Here is a 15,704-nt window from a genome sequence, read left to right on the forward strand (position 1 = left end):
GGTTTTTGGGTCAGATCATGCACCATTTGAATTGGCGGGCGGCACGGCGATGATGGGCGCTTTCTGGTCCTTGCTCGGCATCGTGTCGGGCGCCTTCATCGCCATCCAGGCGCCGATCAACTCGCAACTGGCGCGCGGCCTCGGACTTCCCGTCGCCGCGGCCGCCTTCTCGTTCCTGTCGGGCGCGATCGTGCTCGGCATCGCAACGCTGGTGGTGACCCGCGGCCAGGGCATCTCGCTCGACTGGAAGGCGCCGGCGCCCTGGCTGTTCGTCGCCGGCGGCGTGCTCGGCGGCTCCTACGTCACCATCTCGACGCTGCTCATCCCGCGCATCGGCGCCGCCGCGCTGATGGCGCTGATCGTGGCGGGGCAACTGCTTGCCGGCATGCTGATGGACCGGATCGGCTTCCTCGGCATGGCGGTCAGGGAAATCTCGCTCGGGCGCGTGGCCGGAGCCCTCCTGCTGATGGCCGGGGCCGTGCTCATACGGCTGACCTGATGCGCGTCGATCTCTTCGATTTCGATCTGCCGGACGAGCGAATCGCGCTGCGCCCGGCCAGTCCGCGCGATGCGGCGAAACTGCTGGTCGTGCGGCCGCAGGGCGCGTTCGAGGACCGTATCGCGCGCGACCTGCCGTCGCTGCTCGACCCCGGCGACGTCCTTGTCTTCAACGACACCAAGGTGATCCCGGCGCAGCTTACCGGTATCCGCAAGCGCGGCGACGCCTCGGCGCAGGTAGACGCGACGCTGCACATGCGCGTCGCGCCGGACCGCTGGTTGGCCTTCGTGCGGCCGGGCAAGCGCGTGGCGGCGGGCGACCGCATCCATTTCGGCCATGACGGCAATTCGTGCTTCCTCGGGCAACTCGATGCGACCGTCATCGAGAAGCGCGACGGCGGCGAGGTGCTGCTTTCCTTTGATCTCTCCGGTCCGTTCCTCGACGAGGCGTTGCATGCTGTCGGCCATGTTCCATTGCCGCCATACATCGCCTCGAAACGCCCGGACGACGAGCGTGACCGTGCTGACTACCAGACGATCTATGCCCGTGACGAAGGCGCCGTTGCCGCGCCCACGGCCGGGCTGCATTTCACGCCGGAACTGTTCGCCGCACTCGACGCGCGGGGCGTCGAACGACATTTCGTGACGCTGCATGTCGGGGCAGGGACCTTTCTGCCGGTCAAGGCCGATGACACGGTAGACCACAGGATGCATGCCGAGACCGGGCATGTCTCATCGGTGACCGCCGACGCGATCAACGCCGCGCGAGCGCGCGGCAACCGTGTCGTCTGCGTCGGCACCACCTCGCTGAGGTTGCTCGAAAGCGCAGCGAGCGAGGATGGGAGCCTCGCGGCATGGTCCGGCGCGACCGACATCTTCATCACGCCGGGCTACCGTTTCCGTGTCGCCGACGCGCTGATGACCAATTTCCACCTGCCGCGCTCGACGCTCTTCATGCTGGTCTCGGCCTTCTCCGGGCTGGAGCGCATGCGCGCGGCCTATGCCCACGCCATCGAAAACGGCTACAGGTTCTATTCCTACGGCGACGCGAGCCTGCTTTTCCGGGCCGACCATGACTGACAGCTTTACCTTCAAACTGCTTGCCACGGACGGCAAGGCGCGGCGCGGCGAGCTGTCCATGCCGCGCGGGACCGTACGCACGCCGGCCTTCATGCCGGTCGGCACCGCCGGCACGGTCAAGGCTATGTATCTCGATCAGGTCCGTGACCTCGGCTCGGACATCATCCTCGGCAACACCTATCATCTGATGCTGAGACCGGGCGCCGAGCGCGTCGCCCGGCTGGGGGGCCTGCACGAATTCGCGCGCTGGCCCTATCCGATCCTGACCGACAGCGGCGGCTTTCAGGTGATGTCGCTGTCGCAGCTGCGCAAGCTGACCGAGAACGGCGTCACTTTCCGCTCCCATATCGACGGCGCGGCGTATGAGATGAGCCCGGAGCGCTCCATCGAGATACAGGGACTGCTCGATTCCGACATCCAGATGCAGCTCGATGAATGCGTCGCGCTGCCGGCGAAGCCTCAGGAGATCGCGCGCGCGATGGAGTTGTCGCTGCGCTGGGCCGAGCGCTGCAAGACCGCCTTCGGCGAGCAAACAGGCAAGGCGATGTTCGGCATCGTCCAGGGCGGTGACGTGGCGGAGCTGCGTATCCGTTCCGCGCAGGCGCTGAAAGCAATGGACCTCAAGGGCTATTCGATCGGCGGGCTGGCGGTCGGCGAACCCCAGGCGGTGATGCTCGACATGCTCGACATCACCTGCCCTGAATTGCCGGCCGACAAGCCGCGCTATCTGATGGGCGTCGGCACCCCGGATGACATATTGAAATCGGTGGCGCGCGGCATCGACATGTTCGACTGCGTGATGCCGACGCGGGCAGGGCGCCACGGCCTCGCCTACACGCGGCGCGGCAAGATCAATTTGCGCAATGCGCGCCATGCCGACGATCCGCGCCCGCTCGATGAGGAAAGCGACTGCCCCGCCACGCGCGATTATTCCCGCGCCTATCTGCATCACCTCGTGAAGTCGCAGGAGGCGCTGGGCGCCATGCTGCTCACCTGGAACAACCTGTCCTACTACCAGCGGCTGATGCAGGACATTCGCGACGCGATCGAGGCGCTGGCTTTCGCCGACCGCGCCGCCGGGATCACCGAAGGCTGGGTGCGGGGAGACCTGCCGTCGCTGTAACGACTTTTGGCGTTCAAGTGCTCAGCGCATTCGACGCCTTCAGGCTGACGCCGGTGATCCGCCAGACGCCGTCGGGCTGCAGTTCGAGCGTGTAGAGCGCCTCGTATTCCTTGCCGTCGGGTCCGGTGATCATCACCTGCTGCGCGATCTTGCCGACGCCCATCTCCTCGACCTTGCCGAACGAGAAGTGCTGCGGATTGCGCACAGGCTGGTAGCCGCTTTCGACCATGCCCATAAAGACGTCGACCGTCGGGAACATCCGCTTGATGCTCGGCGCCGCGTAGGAATAGGCGCGTTCGCCATCGCCGGCCTGGAAGGCCCTCAACTGCGCCCCGATCGTGCCTTGCGCGGCCTTGATCTCGGCGTCGCCGGCAAAGGCGGCGGACGGTAGGAGCAGCGCGCTTGCGAGGAGGAATGCACGGATCTGGCGAATGTCTTGTCTCCTTGTGCCGAGCGGACACGATAGCTGCCGCACATCGTATCATACGCGGCAAAAGGCTTTTCGGTTTCAGGCGAAAGGCGGAAACGCGCCGCGCTTAAGTCTCCCTTAAACCGCATGCCTCATCGTAGGGACGGACGGCGTTCGGGGCTGACACGGGACGAATGCATGACCGGAACTTCGATCAACCGTCGCCTGCTCATTGCCGGCGCAACCAGTTTCCTTGCCTCGACGTCGTTGCCTCGCCGGGCCATCGCGCTGCCGTCGGTCGACGAGGTCGCGCACGACCCGGCTATCCCGGCCCTCGCCAATCCGGAAGGCGACGTCACGCTGGTCGAATTCGTCGACTACCAGTGTCCCTACTGCAAGCTCTGCTACCTCGAGATCATGAAGCTCGTGGCGGAAGACGGCGGCATCAGGCTGGTCGTGAAGGACTGGCCGATCTTCGGCCCGCCCTCGGAGTTCGCCGCCCGCGCGCTGCTTGCCTCGACTGACGACCCCGCCTACGCGGGAACCATCGACGCGCTGATGCGCAACGAGCGCAAGCTGACCAGGCTGCGCACGGAGCGGCTGCTGGATGACGCCGGTATAAGCATAGCGGCGCTTGGCGAGCGCATGGAAGCCTGCGGGCCTGGTATCGACCAGGTGCTTGCCCGTAACGCCGCGCAGGCCTCGGATTTCAGGCTTGCGGGAACGCCGGCGCTGCTCGTCGGCGGCGTGCTTTATCGCCACGGCTTGCCGCTGGCCGCGCTCAAAGAGGCAGTTGCCGTCGCAAGGGCCTCGCCAAACCTCTCCGCGACCTGATTCACCGGTGACCTAGGGGCAAAGCGCTTTGGCCACGACAGGCTGTTGCACTGTCGTTGGGCAAAGGGTGACACGGCGCTGCCGCCACGTGCCCGCAAATTCGGCAGTTTGGGCGTGTTGACCAAAGTCTAGGCCGAATTGGCCGATTGCGCTTGCTTTTCGGTCGCGACGCATTTTCAAATAGCGCCACAGGGGAGTACGCGCTTGGTAGCGTTCGACGAAATGCAGCCGGAGCGATCCGGTTTGAGACATTCTTACGCGGCTTACGACCGTTGGCTGAAACAGCAGGACCCTGCCAGGCTGACTGAAAAGATGCGCGACGCCGAGCGCGTCTTTCGCAAGACGGGCATCACCTTCGCCGTCTATGGCGAGGAAGAGGCGGCGGAGCGCCTGATCCCCTTCGACATCGTGCCGCGCATCCTGTCGGGGTCGGAGTGGCGCCGGCTGACCCAGGGCATCGAGCAGCGCGTCCAGGCGCTCAACGCCTTCCTTGACGACATCTATCACCGCCAGGAAATCCTTCGCGCGTGCCGCATACCCAAGCAGCTGATCGCCGACAACGACGCCTTCCTACCGGAGATGATCGGCGTGCGCCCCCCGGCGGGTGTCTATACACACATCATCGGCGTCGACATCGTACGCACGGGCGAAGACGAGTTCTTCGTTCTCGAGGACAACGCGCGCACGCCTTCCGGCGTCTCCTACATGCTCGAAAACCGCGAGACCATGATGCAGCTCTTCCCCGAGCTGTTCCAGAAGGTGCGGGTCCGTCCGGTCGAGAACTATCCTCAGCTGCTGCGCCAGTCGCTTGCCGCCGTCAGGCCGGAAAACCTGCGCAAGGCGCCGACCATCGCGGTGCTGACCCCCGGCAGCTACAACTCCGCCTATTTCGAGCACGCCTTCCTCGCCGACCAGATGGGCGTCGAGCTGGTCGAAGGCCATGATTTGCGCGTGGTCGACGGCCATGTCGCGATGCGCACGACCGAGGGCTACAAGCAGATCGACGTGCTTTACCGCCGCGTCGACGACGCCTTTCTCGACCCGCTGACCTTCAACCCGGATTCGGCACTGGGCGTGCCGGGCATCATGGACGTCTACCGGGCCGGCAACATCACCATCGCCAACGCGCCGGGCACCGGCATCGCCGACGACAAGGCGATCTATTCCTACATGCCGGAGATCATCGAGTTCTACACCGGCCGAAAGGCGATCCTCGAGAACATCCTGACATGGCGCTGTTCGGAGCCGGACAGTCTGAAATACGTCCAGGAGAACCTGGCCGAGCTGGTGGTCAAGGAAGTCCACGGCTCCGGCGGCTACGGCATGCTGGTCGGCCCAACCTCGACAAAGAAGGAACGCGAAGCCTTCTCGAAAAAGCTCGCCGCCAACCCGACCAACTACATCGCCCAGCCGACGCTTTCCCTGTCGACCTGCCCGATCCTGACCGAGGCGGGGCTCGCGCCGCGCCATGTCGACCTCAGGCCTTTCGTGCTGGTTTCCGACCGCATCCAGATCGTGCCGGGCGGATTAACACGGGTTGCGCTGAAGGAGGGGTCCTTGGTGGTGAACTCCTCGCAGGGCGGGGGGACGAAGGATACGTGGGTGTTGGATGACTGAACTAGTGAGTAGTGAGTAGTGAGTAGTGAGTAGTGAGTAGTGAGTAGTGAGTAGTGGGGGCAGTGCTGGCGACCGCAGTCAAGTCTTACCGGGATTTGCTTGTCTGGAAGGCAGCCATTGAACTGGCTGTAGGGTGCTATGCCGCCACGAAATCGTTTCCTCAGAAAGAAGCCTTCGGGATGACATCTCAGATTCGCCGGTCAGCAGCCTCGATTGGCGCGAATATAGCCGAGGGGTATGGAAGGGAGCACAGGGGCTCTTTCATACAGTTTCTCAGGATCGCGCAAGGGTCGCTCAAGGAACTCGAAACGCATGTGATCCTGAGCGGAAGAGTTGAGTTAATGGCGGAAGAGGATATGCAGAAACTGCTTAGCCAATCAGATGATCTCGGCAGAATGTTGCACGCAATGATCCGTAGCCTACAGCAGAAGTCTTCGTGATGTCCCTCTACTACTCTCTACTCCCTATTCACTACTCACTCGGTCGCGGAGCGGCGTGATGCTTCTCGGACGCGTCGCCAACGGTCTCTACTGGATGAACCGCTATATCGAGCGGGCGGAGAACATGGCGCGCCTGGTCGACGCCGGGTTGCGCATGGCTCTGACCCGGACCTCGAGCGCCGAGGAAGAGTGGAAATCGGTCGTGCTGTCGGCCGGAGTCGATTTCGGATTTGCCGCCAAATACAGCGAATACACCTCCGCCGCCGTGTCGGATTTTCTCATCCGCGACACCTCCAACCCGTCGAGTTCCATGTCTTCGATGGAGACCGCGCGCTTCAATGCGCGCATGGTTCGCACCGCGTTGACGCGCGAGACCTGGGAGAGCATCAACGAGGCCTGGATGGCGCTGAAGCGCATGCTTGCCAAGCCGATCGACGAGCGCGACCTTCCCGCGGTGCTCGACGCCATCAAGCGCGAGACCGCTCTGATCCGCGGTTCCTTCTACGGCACGATGCTGCGCAACGAGATCTTCGATTTCGCGCAGATAGGCACCTATGTCGAACGGGCCGACAACACCGCACGCATCCTCGACGTCAAATATTACGTGCTGCTGCCGTCCGTCTCCTGGGTCGGCTCGACGCTCGACAACTACCAGTGGGAGTCGATCCTGCGCTCGGTGTCGGCGCACCGTTCCTATCGCTGGGTCTACGACGCCGAGTACCGGCCGTCCAACATCGCCGACTACCTCATCCTCAATGGCCGCATGCCGCGTTCGCTGACCTTCTGCTACCGTTTCCTCGCCGAGCATCTGCGCTTCCGCGAAGAGGAATACGGCCTCAGGCTCCCTTGCCATGAAACTGTGGAGCATACGCTGGCCAAGCTAAGGGTCGGCTCGATCAAGCAGATATTCGACACCGGCCTGCACGAGTTCCTGACGGATTTCATCCAGGACAACTACCGTCTCGGCGACGAAGTCGCCAACGGCTACCGTTTTCACTGAGCGCGAGGCACGATGCGGCTGAAGATTTCGCACCGGACCGAATACCGCTACGACGCCCCGGTCCAATATGCCCTGCAGCGGCTGCGGCTGGTGCCTCGCGGCGGCAGGACGCAGACGGTCCAAAGCTGGTCGCTCAAGGTCGAGGGCGCGACCGAAGAGGTGCGTTTCGTCGATCAGTTCGAGAACGATACGCGGCTGGTCAGCGTCTCCGGAGACGCCAGCCTCATCGGCATCGACGCCTGGGGCGAGGTCGAGACCTTCGACACGGCCGGCGTCGTCGGCGAGCACAAGGGATTTGCGCCGCTGTGGCTCTTCCAGCATGAAACGCCGCTGACCGCTGCCGGCGAGGCGGTTCGCGATCTGGCGGCTTCGATCGGACCGGGCTCCGAACTCGACAGGCTGCACCGGCTGATGAACACGATCGAGGCGAGGGTGGCCTACACGGCTGGCGCGACGACCGCAGCGACGACCGCCGAGGAGGCGCTGAAACTCGGCGCGGGCGTCTGCCAGGACCATACCCATGTCTTCACCGCCGCGGCCCGGCTGCTCGGTTTCCCCGCCCGCTACGTCAGCGGCTACCTGATGATGAACGAAACCGTTGACCAGGCCGCAAGCCACGCCTGGGCGGAAGCGCATGTGCCCGGGCTGGGCTGGGTCGCCTTCGATGCCTCGAACGGCATCTCGCCGGACGAGCGTTATGTGCGCATGGCGGTCGGCCGCGACTACCGCGACGCCACGCCGGTGTCGGGAATTCGCCTTGGATGGGCGGAAGAACAGCTTGCCGTCGCGATCACGGTGGAGCAGTAATCCGGCAACAGGCGCTGCCAGAAACGATTCCATGACGTATTGCGTTGGATTGAAGATCGACCGGGGGCTCGTGTTCATGTCGGACACGCGCACCAACGCCGGCATCGATTCGATCTCCACCTTCCGCAAGATGCACGTCTGGGAGGAACCCGGCGAACGCGTCATCGTGCTGATGTCGGCCGGCAACCTCGCCACCACGCAATCGGTCGTCAGCATCCTCGACGAGCGCACCAAGTCGGTCAACGAACGCACGCCGACCCTTCTGGAGACGCCGTCCATGTACCAGACGGCCAAGCTGGTCGGGAACGTGGTCAAGGAGGTCATCGCAAGCTCCTCGCCCGCAGGCGAAAAGGCCGATTCCTATTTCAACGCTTCTTTCGTGCTCGGCGGCCAGATCCGCGGCACGGAACCGCGGCTGTTCATGATCTACCCAGAGGGGAACTTCATCGAGTCCAGCGACGACACGCCGTTCTTTCAGGTCGGCGAGACCAAATACGGCAAGCCGATCATCGTGCGCACCTATGACAAGACGATGAGCTTCGCCGAGACGGTGAAGCTCCTGATCGTCTCCTTCGATTCGACTCTTAAGTCGAATTTGTCGGTCGGGCTGCCGCTCGATCTGCTTTTTTACGAAAAGGACAGCTTCAGGGTGGGGCTGAAAAAGCGTATCGCCCAGGACGATCCCTACTACCGCACCGTCTCCGACGGCTGGTCGAACGCGCTGAAACAGGCTTTCAGGAGCCTGCCCGACTTTCCGGAGAGCTAGCCTCCGGCGCGCGTCCGTCTTCCTATACTGCTACAGAAGCGCTGAGCCGCAGGGGAGGGCCGATGGACAGCGAAGATTTCCGAAAATGGTCGCGCCGCGCGGCCGACTGGGGGGCGGACTATCGCGATACGCTGCGCGAGCGGCCGGTGCGCGCCAGAACGCAACCGGGCGACATCGCGGCGCTGATCGCGCCGTCCGCTCCCGAAAAACCCGAGCCGATGGAGCAGATCTTCGCCGACTTCGAGCGGGACATCATGCCCGGCATGACGCATTGGCAGCACCCGCGCTTCTTCGCCTATTTCCCGGCCAACGCCGCGCCGGTTTCGGTGGTGGCGGAGTATCTCGTCAGCGCGATGGCCGCGCAATGCATGCTCTGGCAGACGTCGCCTGCCGCGACCGAGCTCGAGACGAAGGTGATCGACTGGCTGCGTCAGGCGCTCGCGCTGCCCGAGGCCTTTTCCGGCGTCATCCAGGATTCCGCCTCCTCCGCAACGCTCTCGGCCGTGCTCACCATGCGCGAGCGCGCGCTCAAGTGGTCGGGCAACCGGAACGGTCTTGCTGGCCAGCCGAGGCTGCGCGTCTATTCCTCCGACCAGGTCCACACGTCGATCGACCGCGCGATCTGGGTTTCGGGCATCGGCGAGGAGAACCTTGTGCGCATCCCGACCGGCGGCAGATGGCGCTCCATGGCGCCATCGGCACTTGACGCCGCGATCGAGGCGGACCGCGCCGCCGGCTTCCTCCCGGTCGGGGTGATCGGTTGCGTCGGCGGCACCAGCGTTGGCGGAACGGACGACATTTCCGCCATCGGCGCCATTGCCCGCAAACACGGCCTCTATCTGCATGTCGACGCCGCATGGGCAGGCTCCGCCATGATCTGCCCGGAGTTCCGGCATTTCTGGTCGGGTGTCGAGCAAGCGGATTCGATCGTCTTCAACCCGCACAAATGGCTCGGCGCGCAGTTCGATTGTTCGGTGCATTTCGTACGCGATCCCGACAGCCTCGTGCGCACCCTGGCCATCAAGCCGGAATATCTGAAGACGCATGGCAAGGATGGCATCGTCAATTATTCGGAATGGACGGTTCCGCTCGGCCGCCGCTTTCGCGCGCTGAAGCTGTGGTTCCTGCTCAGGGCGCACGGGCTGGAAGGACTGCGCGCCATGATCCGCAACCATGTTCGCTGGAGCGGGAACCTTGCCTCGCGGCTGGCCGGGGTGCCGGGCTTCGAGATCGTCACCGAGCCGATGCTGTCGCTTTTCACCTTCCGTCATCAGGCGCGCGACGAGAGCCGCACGGACGAGCACAATCTCGCGCTGATCAGCGCGATCAACGATGACGGCCGCATTTATCTGACGCAGACGAAGGTCGACGGACGCGTGGCGATACGCTTCCAGGCCGGGCAATTCGAGACCACCGAGGCGGATGTGGAGGTCGCCTTTGACGTCATCACCAGCATCGCGTCAAGCTTGAACGACCATGCGACCTGAGCGGTCTTAACGCGGTTTGTTAGCGATAAAATTCATTTAGCCGGCTGTCGGCTTTTAACTGCTTTCGTTTTGGCGTGTCTGTGCTAAAAACGAAACCAGGAGGCCCGCCATGTTCCTGTCACCCCGGCACAATGAAATCATCCAGATGGCCAAGGACAACGGCCGCGTCCTGGTCGAGGATCTTGCCCGGCATTTTGCCGTCACCCCGCAGACGATCCGCAAGGATCTCAACGACTTGTGCGACCAACGCCTGCTGACGCGCATCCACGGAGGCGCGCATTTCCCGTCCGGCATCGAGAACATGGAGTATGAGGCGCGCCGCAAGATCGCGTCCGACGAGAAGCAGGCGATCGGGCTGGCGGCAGCGCGGCTGATCCCCGACCACGCCTCGCTTTTCATCAATATCGGCACCACCACCGAGGCCGTCAGCAAGGCGCTTCTCGATCATGACGGGCTGATGGTGATCACCAATAACATCAATGTTGCCAATAGGATGCGCGTATACCCCTCGATCGAGGTGGTAATCGCCGGCGGCGTGGTGCGCGGCTCGGACGGCGGCATCGTCGGCGAGGCGGCGGTCGACTTCATCAAGCAGTTCAAGGTCGACTATGCCGTTATCGGAACCTCGGCGATCGACCACGACGGGGCGCTGCTGGATTTCGACTTTCGCGAGGTCAAGGTAGCGCAAGCGATCATCGCCAATGCAAGGCATGTAATTCTGGTCGCCGACTCGACGAAGTTCGAGCGCACCGCGCCTGTCCGGATCGGTCATCTCAGCCAGGTCGATACGTTCATCACCGATCGCTGCGAATTGCCCTCGGTCCGCAACATCTGCCGCGATTCCGAAGTCGATCTGGTCGAGACCTCGGTCTCATAGCGGCTTTCGCTTATTTCGTTTGACATTCGTTATCTTTTCGAAATAATTCCGAAACGCTTTCGCAAAAAGCCTAAAATGCTGCAGTGCGAAAGCGGGGAGGAATGATTGAGCACATCCCCAGTCCATGACGTCTTTGTCATAGGTGGCGGCATCAACGGCTGCGGCATCGCCCGCGACGCCGTCGGGCGGGGGTATTCGGTCTACCTTGCGGAAATGAACGATCTTGCCAGCGGCACGTCGTCGTTTTCCACCAAGCTCATTCACGGCGGACTGCGCTACCTGGAATATTACGAATTTCGGCTGGTGCGTGAATCTTTGATGGAGCGCGAGGTGCTGTGGCGCAATGCCCCGCACATCATCTGGCCGATGCGTTTCGTGCTGCCATATCACAAGGGCGGCCCGCGCCCCGCCTGGATGGTCCGGCTCGGCCTGTTCCTCTACGACCATATCGGCGGCCGCAAGCTACTGCCGGCGACGCGCACGCTCGACATGCGCAAGGATCCCGCCGGCAAGCCTCTGAAGCCCATGTTCGCAAAGGCGTTCGAATATTCCGACGGCTGGGTGAACGACGCGCGCCTCGTCGTGCTCAACGCCCGCGATGCGGCCGACCGGGGCGCGACGATCCGCACCCGCTGCAAGGTGGTGAGCGCGCGCCGCGAAAACGGCCATTGGAGCATCGGCGTCGAGGATCTTCGCAACGGAATGCTGGAGGAGGTCAAGGCGCGGCTGATCGTCAACGCCGCCGGCCCCTGGGTCGACCATGTGCTCTCGGCCGCGATCGGACAGAACGACGTGCACAATGTGCGCCTAGTTCAGGGCAGCCACATCGTCGTCCGCAAAAAATTCGACGACCCTCGCGCCTATTTCTTCCAGAACAAGGACGGCCGCATCATCTTCGCCATCCCCTATGAGGAGGAATTCACCCTTATCGGCACGACCGACCGGGACTATTCGGGCGACCCGCACGAAGCGAAGATCAGCGACGCTGAAACGAAATATCTCTGCGATGCGGCGAGCGAATATTTCGCCGTGCCGGTTCGGCCGGAAGACATCGTCTGGAGCTATTCGGGCGTGCGCCCGCTTTACGACGACGGCGCGTCGAAAGCGCAGGAGGCTACCCGCGATTACGTGCTGAAGGCGGATCACCCGGACGGACAGGCGCCTGTCATCAATGTCTTCGGCGGCAAGATCACGACCTACCGCAGGCTCGCCGAGCATATGCTGGAGAAGATCGAGCATTTCCTCGGCAAGAAAGGTAAATCCTGGACCGCGAGAGCGCCGCTGCCCGGGGGCGATTTTTTCGCGACGGGTTTCGACGCTCAGGTGCGGAAGCTGAAGGCGGAATACCCCTTCCTCGACATCCGCCTCGCACGCCGGCTTACGCGACTCTACGGCACGCGCGCCACTGCGCTTCTGGGCCTGGCAAGGTCCGAGGCCGACCTCGGCCGCAGGTTCGGGTCCGACCTCTATGAGGCCGAGATACGCTATCTGGCCGAACACGAATGGGCCGTCACGGCCGAGGACGTCCTGTGGCGCAGGACCAAGCGGGGGCTTACGTTGTCCCGCGACGAGGCGTCAGCGCTTGACGAATACATGAAGGGCATCAAGCGCGGCGTGCATAGTGCCGCCGCGGAATGAAATGACGCGCCGAAAGTAGCAGCCTGGGAGGAGGCGACATGCTCGAACTGAGGAATGTGACGAAGACGGTGTCCGGCGCGGATCACATCCGCGACGTGTCGCTGACGCTTCGCCACGGCTCGCTGAACGTGCTCCTCGGGCCGACCCTCTCGGGCAAGACCAGCCTGATGCGCCTGATGGCGGGCCTCGACGCGCCGACTTCCGGATCGATCTGGTTCGATGGCGTCGACGTCACCGGCGTGCCGGTGCAGAAGCGCAACGTCGCCATGGTCTACCAGCAATTCATCAACTACCCGGCGATGACGGTCTATGAAAACATCGCGTCGCCGCTGCGCGTCGCCGGCGCCGACAAGGCGACGATCAAGCGGGAGGTCGAACGCGCCGCGTCGCTGCTCAAGCTGACCCCCTTCCTCGACCGCACCCCGCTCAACCTGTCGGGCGGCCAGCAGCAGCGCACCGCGCTGGCCCGCGCCATCGTCAAGAACGCGTCCCTCGTGCTGCTCGACGAACCGCTCGCCAACCTCGACTACAAGCTGCGCGAGGAACTGCGCGAGGAACTGCCGAAAATCTTCGCCGAGGCGGGCACGATCTTCGTCTATGCCACGACCGAGCCGCAGGAGGCACTGCTGCTCGGAGGCAACACGGCGACGCTGTCGGAAGGCCGGGTCACGCAGTTCGGCCCGACCATCGACGTCTTTCGCCGGCCGGACGACCTCGTCACGGCCAGAACCTTTGCCGATCCGCCGCTCAACACGATCGTGCTGAAGAAGAGCGGAACGGGCTTCCAGCTTGATGGTGGGGTGAACCTCCCTGTGCCGGCCGAACTCGCAGGCATTGCCGATGCGAGCTACACGATCGGCTTTCAGCCTCACCATCTTTCTTTATCGCGCCCGGGCGCAGCCGCCGTGCCGGTGAAAGCCAAGGTCATCGTGACCGAGATCACCGGTTCGGAAAGCTTTGTGCATCTCGATTTCGCCGATGTACGCTGGGTCATGCTGGCGCATGGCATTCTGAGTTTCGAACCGGACCAGGAGATCGAGGTCTTCATCGATCCGCGCCACATCATGGTCTTCGACGCGCTGGGCCGCTCGGCCGCGCCGCGCGAAAAGCTGGCGGCTTGAGGGGGATAGGATGGCGCGCATCGACTGCAACCACATCCGCCACGCCTACGGCGCAAACCCGCGGTCGCCGAGGGACTATGCGCTGAAGGAAGTGCACCACACTTTCGAGGACGGCGGCGCCTATGCGCTGCTCGGGCCGTCGGGCTGCGGCAAGACCACGCTGCTCAACATCATCTCCGGCCTGCTGCACCCCTCGCATGGCGAACTGCTGTTCAACGGCAGGGACGTCACGCATCTGTCGACGCAGGAGCGCAACATCGCGCAGGTGTTCCAGTTCCCGGTCATCTACGACACCATGAGCGTCTACGACAATTTGGCCTTCCCGCTGCGCAACCGCGCCGTGCCGGAAGCCGATGTGGACCGCCGCGTGCGCGAGACGCTGGAGATGACGGGGCTCGCCGACATGGCGAAGCGCCGGGCGAGGGGGCTCACAGCCGACCAGAAGCAGAAGATTTCGCTGGGGCGCGGCCTGGTGCGTCACGACGTCAACGCCATCCTCTTCGACGAGCCGCTGACCGTCATCGATCCGCACATGAAATGGGTGCTGCGCTCGCAGCTGAAGCAGCTTCACAAGCGCTTCGGCTACACCATGGTCTACGTCACCCACGACCAGACCGAGGCGCTGACCTTCGCCGAGCACGTCGTCGTCATGTATGACGGCGAGGTGGTGCAGATCGGCACGCCGGCCGAGCTTTTCGAGCGGCCGAAGCACACATTCGTCGGCTATTTCATCGGCTCGCCGGGCATGAACGTCATGCCGGTCTCGGTCGAGGGGCGCAGTGCGAAGCTCGGCGGCCAGGTGATCGAACTGCCCGGCGCGCCAAAGCTCGGCGACGCCGGCGCCATCGAACTCGGCATCCGTCCCGAATATGTGCGCCTCGGCTCGGCCGGCATGCCGGCGACGATCAGGAAGGTCGAGGACATCGGCCGCCACAAGGTGGTGCGCGCCAACCTCGAGGGGCGCGACATAGCCGTGATCGTAGGCGAGGACGCGGAAATCCCGGCCGAGCCGAGGATCGCCTTCGATCCCGCCGGCATCAACCTTTACGCCGATTCCTGGCGCGTCGAGATGGGAGGCTGAGCGCGTGAACAAGACCTGGAACAACAAGGCCTGGTTCATGGTGCTGCCGGTGCTGCTGCTGGTGGCGTTCTCGGCCGTGATCCCGCTAATGACGGTGGTCAACTATTCGGTGCAGGACACGTTCGGCAACAACGTCTTCTTCTGGGCCGGCACCTCCTGGTACGAGGACATTCTTTCGTCCGACCGCTTCTGGACGGCGATGGGCCGCAACCTGATCTTCTCGGCCACGATCCTCGCCATCGAGATACCGCTCGGCATTTTCATAGCGCTCAACATGCCGCGCTCCGGCTGGGGCGTTCCGACCTGTCTCGTCCTGATGGCGCTGCCTCTTCTCATTCCGTGGAACGTCGTCGGCACTATCTGGCAGGTGTTCGGGCGCGTCGACATCGGCCTGCTCGGCTACACGCTGTCCAACCTCGGCTTCGACTACAACTACGTCAATGATCCGTTCGACGCCTGGGTTACCGTCATCCTGATGGACGTCTGGCACTGGACGAGCCTTGTCGTGCTGCTCTGCTACGCCGGTCTCGTCTCCATCCCCGACGCCTACTACCAGGCCGCCAAGATCGACGGGGCGTCGCGCTGGGCCATCTTCCGCTACATCCAACTGCCGAAGATGAACCGCGTGCTTCTGATCGCCGTGCTCCTGCGCTTCATGGACTCCTTCATGATCTACACCGAGCCCTTCGTCGTCACCGGCGGCGGTCCCGGCAACACCACGACCTTCCTGTCGATCGACCTCGTCAAGCTCGCCATCGGCGAGTTCAACCTGGGCGAGGCGGCGGCGATGTCGATCGTCTACTTCCTCATCGTGCTGCTGCTGTCATGGGTGTTCTACACGGTCATGACCAATTACGGGCAGGAGCGCTGAGATGGCGGACGGCAAGCAGAACGTCGCCGTGGCGGTCCGCACCGACAATCTGGCG

General features: G+C 63.6%; 16 protein-coding genes. 15 read left to right on the forward strand and 1 reads right to left on the reverse strand.

Annotated elements, in window-relative coordinates; translation table 11 throughout:
* The first annotated feature begins 49 nt into the window (after positions 1 to 49).
* From ABLE71_RS24565 to tgt, 3 genes are read left to right on the forward strand one after another with little or no spacing between them, the layout of a single operon-like run.
* Positions 50 to 499: a DMT family transporter gene (locus tag ABLE71_RS24565; protein ID WP_348786111.1), complete on the forward strand. Its 450-nt coding sequence runs from the start codon at positions 50 to 52 to the stop codon at positions 497 to 499.
* Complete coding sequence (gene queA, locus ABLE71_RS24570) at positions 499 to 1,578, forward strand: tRNA preQ1(34) S-adenosylmethionine ribosyltransferase-isomerase QueA (RefSeq protein ID WP_348786112.1); 1,080 nt, start codon at positions 499 to 501, stop codon at positions 1,576 to 1,578. Before ABLE71_RS24565 ends, queA begins: the two co-directional genes overlap by 1 nt.
* Positions 1,571 to 2,701: a tRNA guanosine(34) transglycosylase Tgt gene (tgt, locus tag ABLE71_RS24575; protein ID WP_348786113.1), complete on the forward strand. Its 1,131-nt coding sequence runs from the start codon at positions 1,571 to 1,573 to the stop codon at positions 2,699 to 2,701. Before queA ends, tgt begins: the two co-directional genes overlap by 8 nt.
* 13 nt (positions 2,702 to 2,714) lie before the next feature.
* Here the strand turns inward: tgt and ABLE71_RS24580 are convergent, their stop codons facing one another.
* Entirely contained in the window at positions 2,715 to 3,134 is a 420-nt protein-coding gene (locus ABLE71_RS24580; RefSeq protein ID WP_348786185.1) for a DUF4864 domain-containing protein, read from the reverse strand.
* A gap of 174 nt (positions 3,135 to 3,308) precedes the next feature.
* On the opposite strand from ABLE71_RS24580, the gene ABLE71_RS24585 reads away from it, so the two are divergent.
* From ABLE71_RS24585 to ABLE71_RS24640, 12 genes are all read left to right on the forward strand, one after another.
* The gene (locus ABLE71_RS24585) at positions 3,309 to 3,944 is read left to right on the forward strand and encodes a DsbA family protein (RefSeq protein WP_348786114.1); all 636 of its coding nucleotides are present in this window, start codon (positions 3,309 to 3,311) and stop codon (positions 3,942 to 3,944) included.
* A 222-nt stretch (positions 3,945 to 4,166) separates the two neighbouring features.
* Entirely contained in the window at positions 4,167 to 5,561 is a 1,395-nt protein-coding gene (locus ABLE71_RS24590) for a circularly permuted type 2 ATP-grasp protein (RefSeq protein WP_348786186.1), read from the forward strand.
* A gap of 65 nt (positions 5,562 to 5,626) precedes the next feature.
* The gene (locus tag ABLE71_RS24595) at positions 5,627 to 6,001 is read left to right on the forward strand and encodes a four helix bundle protein (protein WP_348786187.1); all 375 of its coding nucleotides are present in this window, start codon (positions 5,627 to 5,629) and stop codon (positions 5,999 to 6,001) included.
* Positions 6,002 to 6,059: 58 nt separating this feature from the next.
* Positions 6,060 to 7,001 carry an alpha-E domain-containing protein gene (locus ABLE71_RS24600; RefSeq protein ID WP_348786115.1) on the forward strand — a complete coding sequence of 314 codons (942 nt, stop codon included), beginning with the start codon at positions 6,060 to 6,062 and terminating at the stop codon, positions 6,999 to 7,001.
* A gap of 12 nt (positions 7,002 to 7,013) precedes the next feature.
* Positions 7,014 to 7,808: a transglutaminase family protein gene (locus ABLE71_RS24605; RefSeq protein WP_348786116.1), complete on the forward strand. Its 795-nt coding sequence runs from the start codon at positions 7,014 to 7,016 to the stop codon at positions 7,806 to 7,808.
* Between the two features lie 31 nt (positions 7,809 to 7,839).
* Positions 7,840 to 8,574, forward strand: coding sequence for a proteasome-type protease (locus ABLE71_RS24610; RefSeq protein WP_348786117.1), 735 nt, complete (start codon positions 7,840 to 7,842; stop codon positions 8,572 to 8,574).
* Between the two features lie 62 nt (positions 8,575 to 8,636).
* Positions 8,637 to 10,061 carry a pyridoxal-dependent decarboxylase gene (locus ABLE71_RS24615; RefSeq protein WP_348786118.1) on the forward strand — a complete coding sequence of 475 codons (1,425 nt, stop codon included), beginning with the start codon at positions 8,637 to 8,639 and terminating at the stop codon, positions 10,059 to 10,061.
* A 109-nt stretch (positions 10,062 to 10,170) separates the two neighbouring features.
* Positions 10,171 to 10,938, forward strand: a complete 768-nt coding sequence (locus ABLE71_RS24620; protein WP_348786119.1) for a DeoR/GlpR family DNA-binding transcription regulator — start codon at positions 10,171 to 10,173, stop codon at positions 10,936 to 10,938.
* A 105-nt stretch (positions 10,939 to 11,043) separates the two neighbouring features.
* Positions 11,044 to 12,576: a glycerol-3-phosphate dehydrogenase gene (gene glpD / locus ABLE71_RS24625; RefSeq protein WP_348786120.1), complete on the forward strand. Its 1,533-nt coding sequence runs from the start codon at positions 11,044 to 11,046 to the stop codon at positions 12,574 to 12,576.
* Positions 12,577 to 12,614: 38 nt separating this feature from the next.
* Positions 12,615 to 13,697: an ABC transporter ATP-binding protein gene (locus ABLE71_RS24630; protein WP_348786121.1), complete on the forward strand. Its 1,083-nt coding sequence runs from the start codon at positions 12,615 to 12,617 to the stop codon at positions 13,695 to 13,697.
* Positions 13,698 to 13,707: 10 nt separating this feature from the next.
* A complete protein-coding gene (locus ABLE71_RS24635; RefSeq protein ID WP_348786122.1) occupies positions 13,708 to 14,778 on the forward strand; it encodes an ABC transporter ATP-binding protein in 1,071 nt (356 codons plus the stop codon).
* 4 nt (positions 14,779 to 14,782) lie between these two features.
* The gene (locus tag ABLE71_RS24640) at positions 14,783 to 15,649 is read left to right on the forward strand and encodes a sugar ABC transporter permease (protein ID WP_348786123.1); all 867 of its coding nucleotides are present in this window, start codon (positions 14,783 to 14,785) and stop codon (positions 15,647 to 15,649) included.
* The last annotated feature ends 55 nt before the right edge of the window (positions 15,650 to 15,704 follow it).

This window comes from Mesorhizobium sp. KR9-304 (assembly GCF_040049215.1).
In the GTDB taxonomy this organism is placed as follows: Bacteria; Pseudomonadota; Alphaproteobacteria; order Rhizobiales; family Rhizobiaceae; genus Mesorhizobium_K.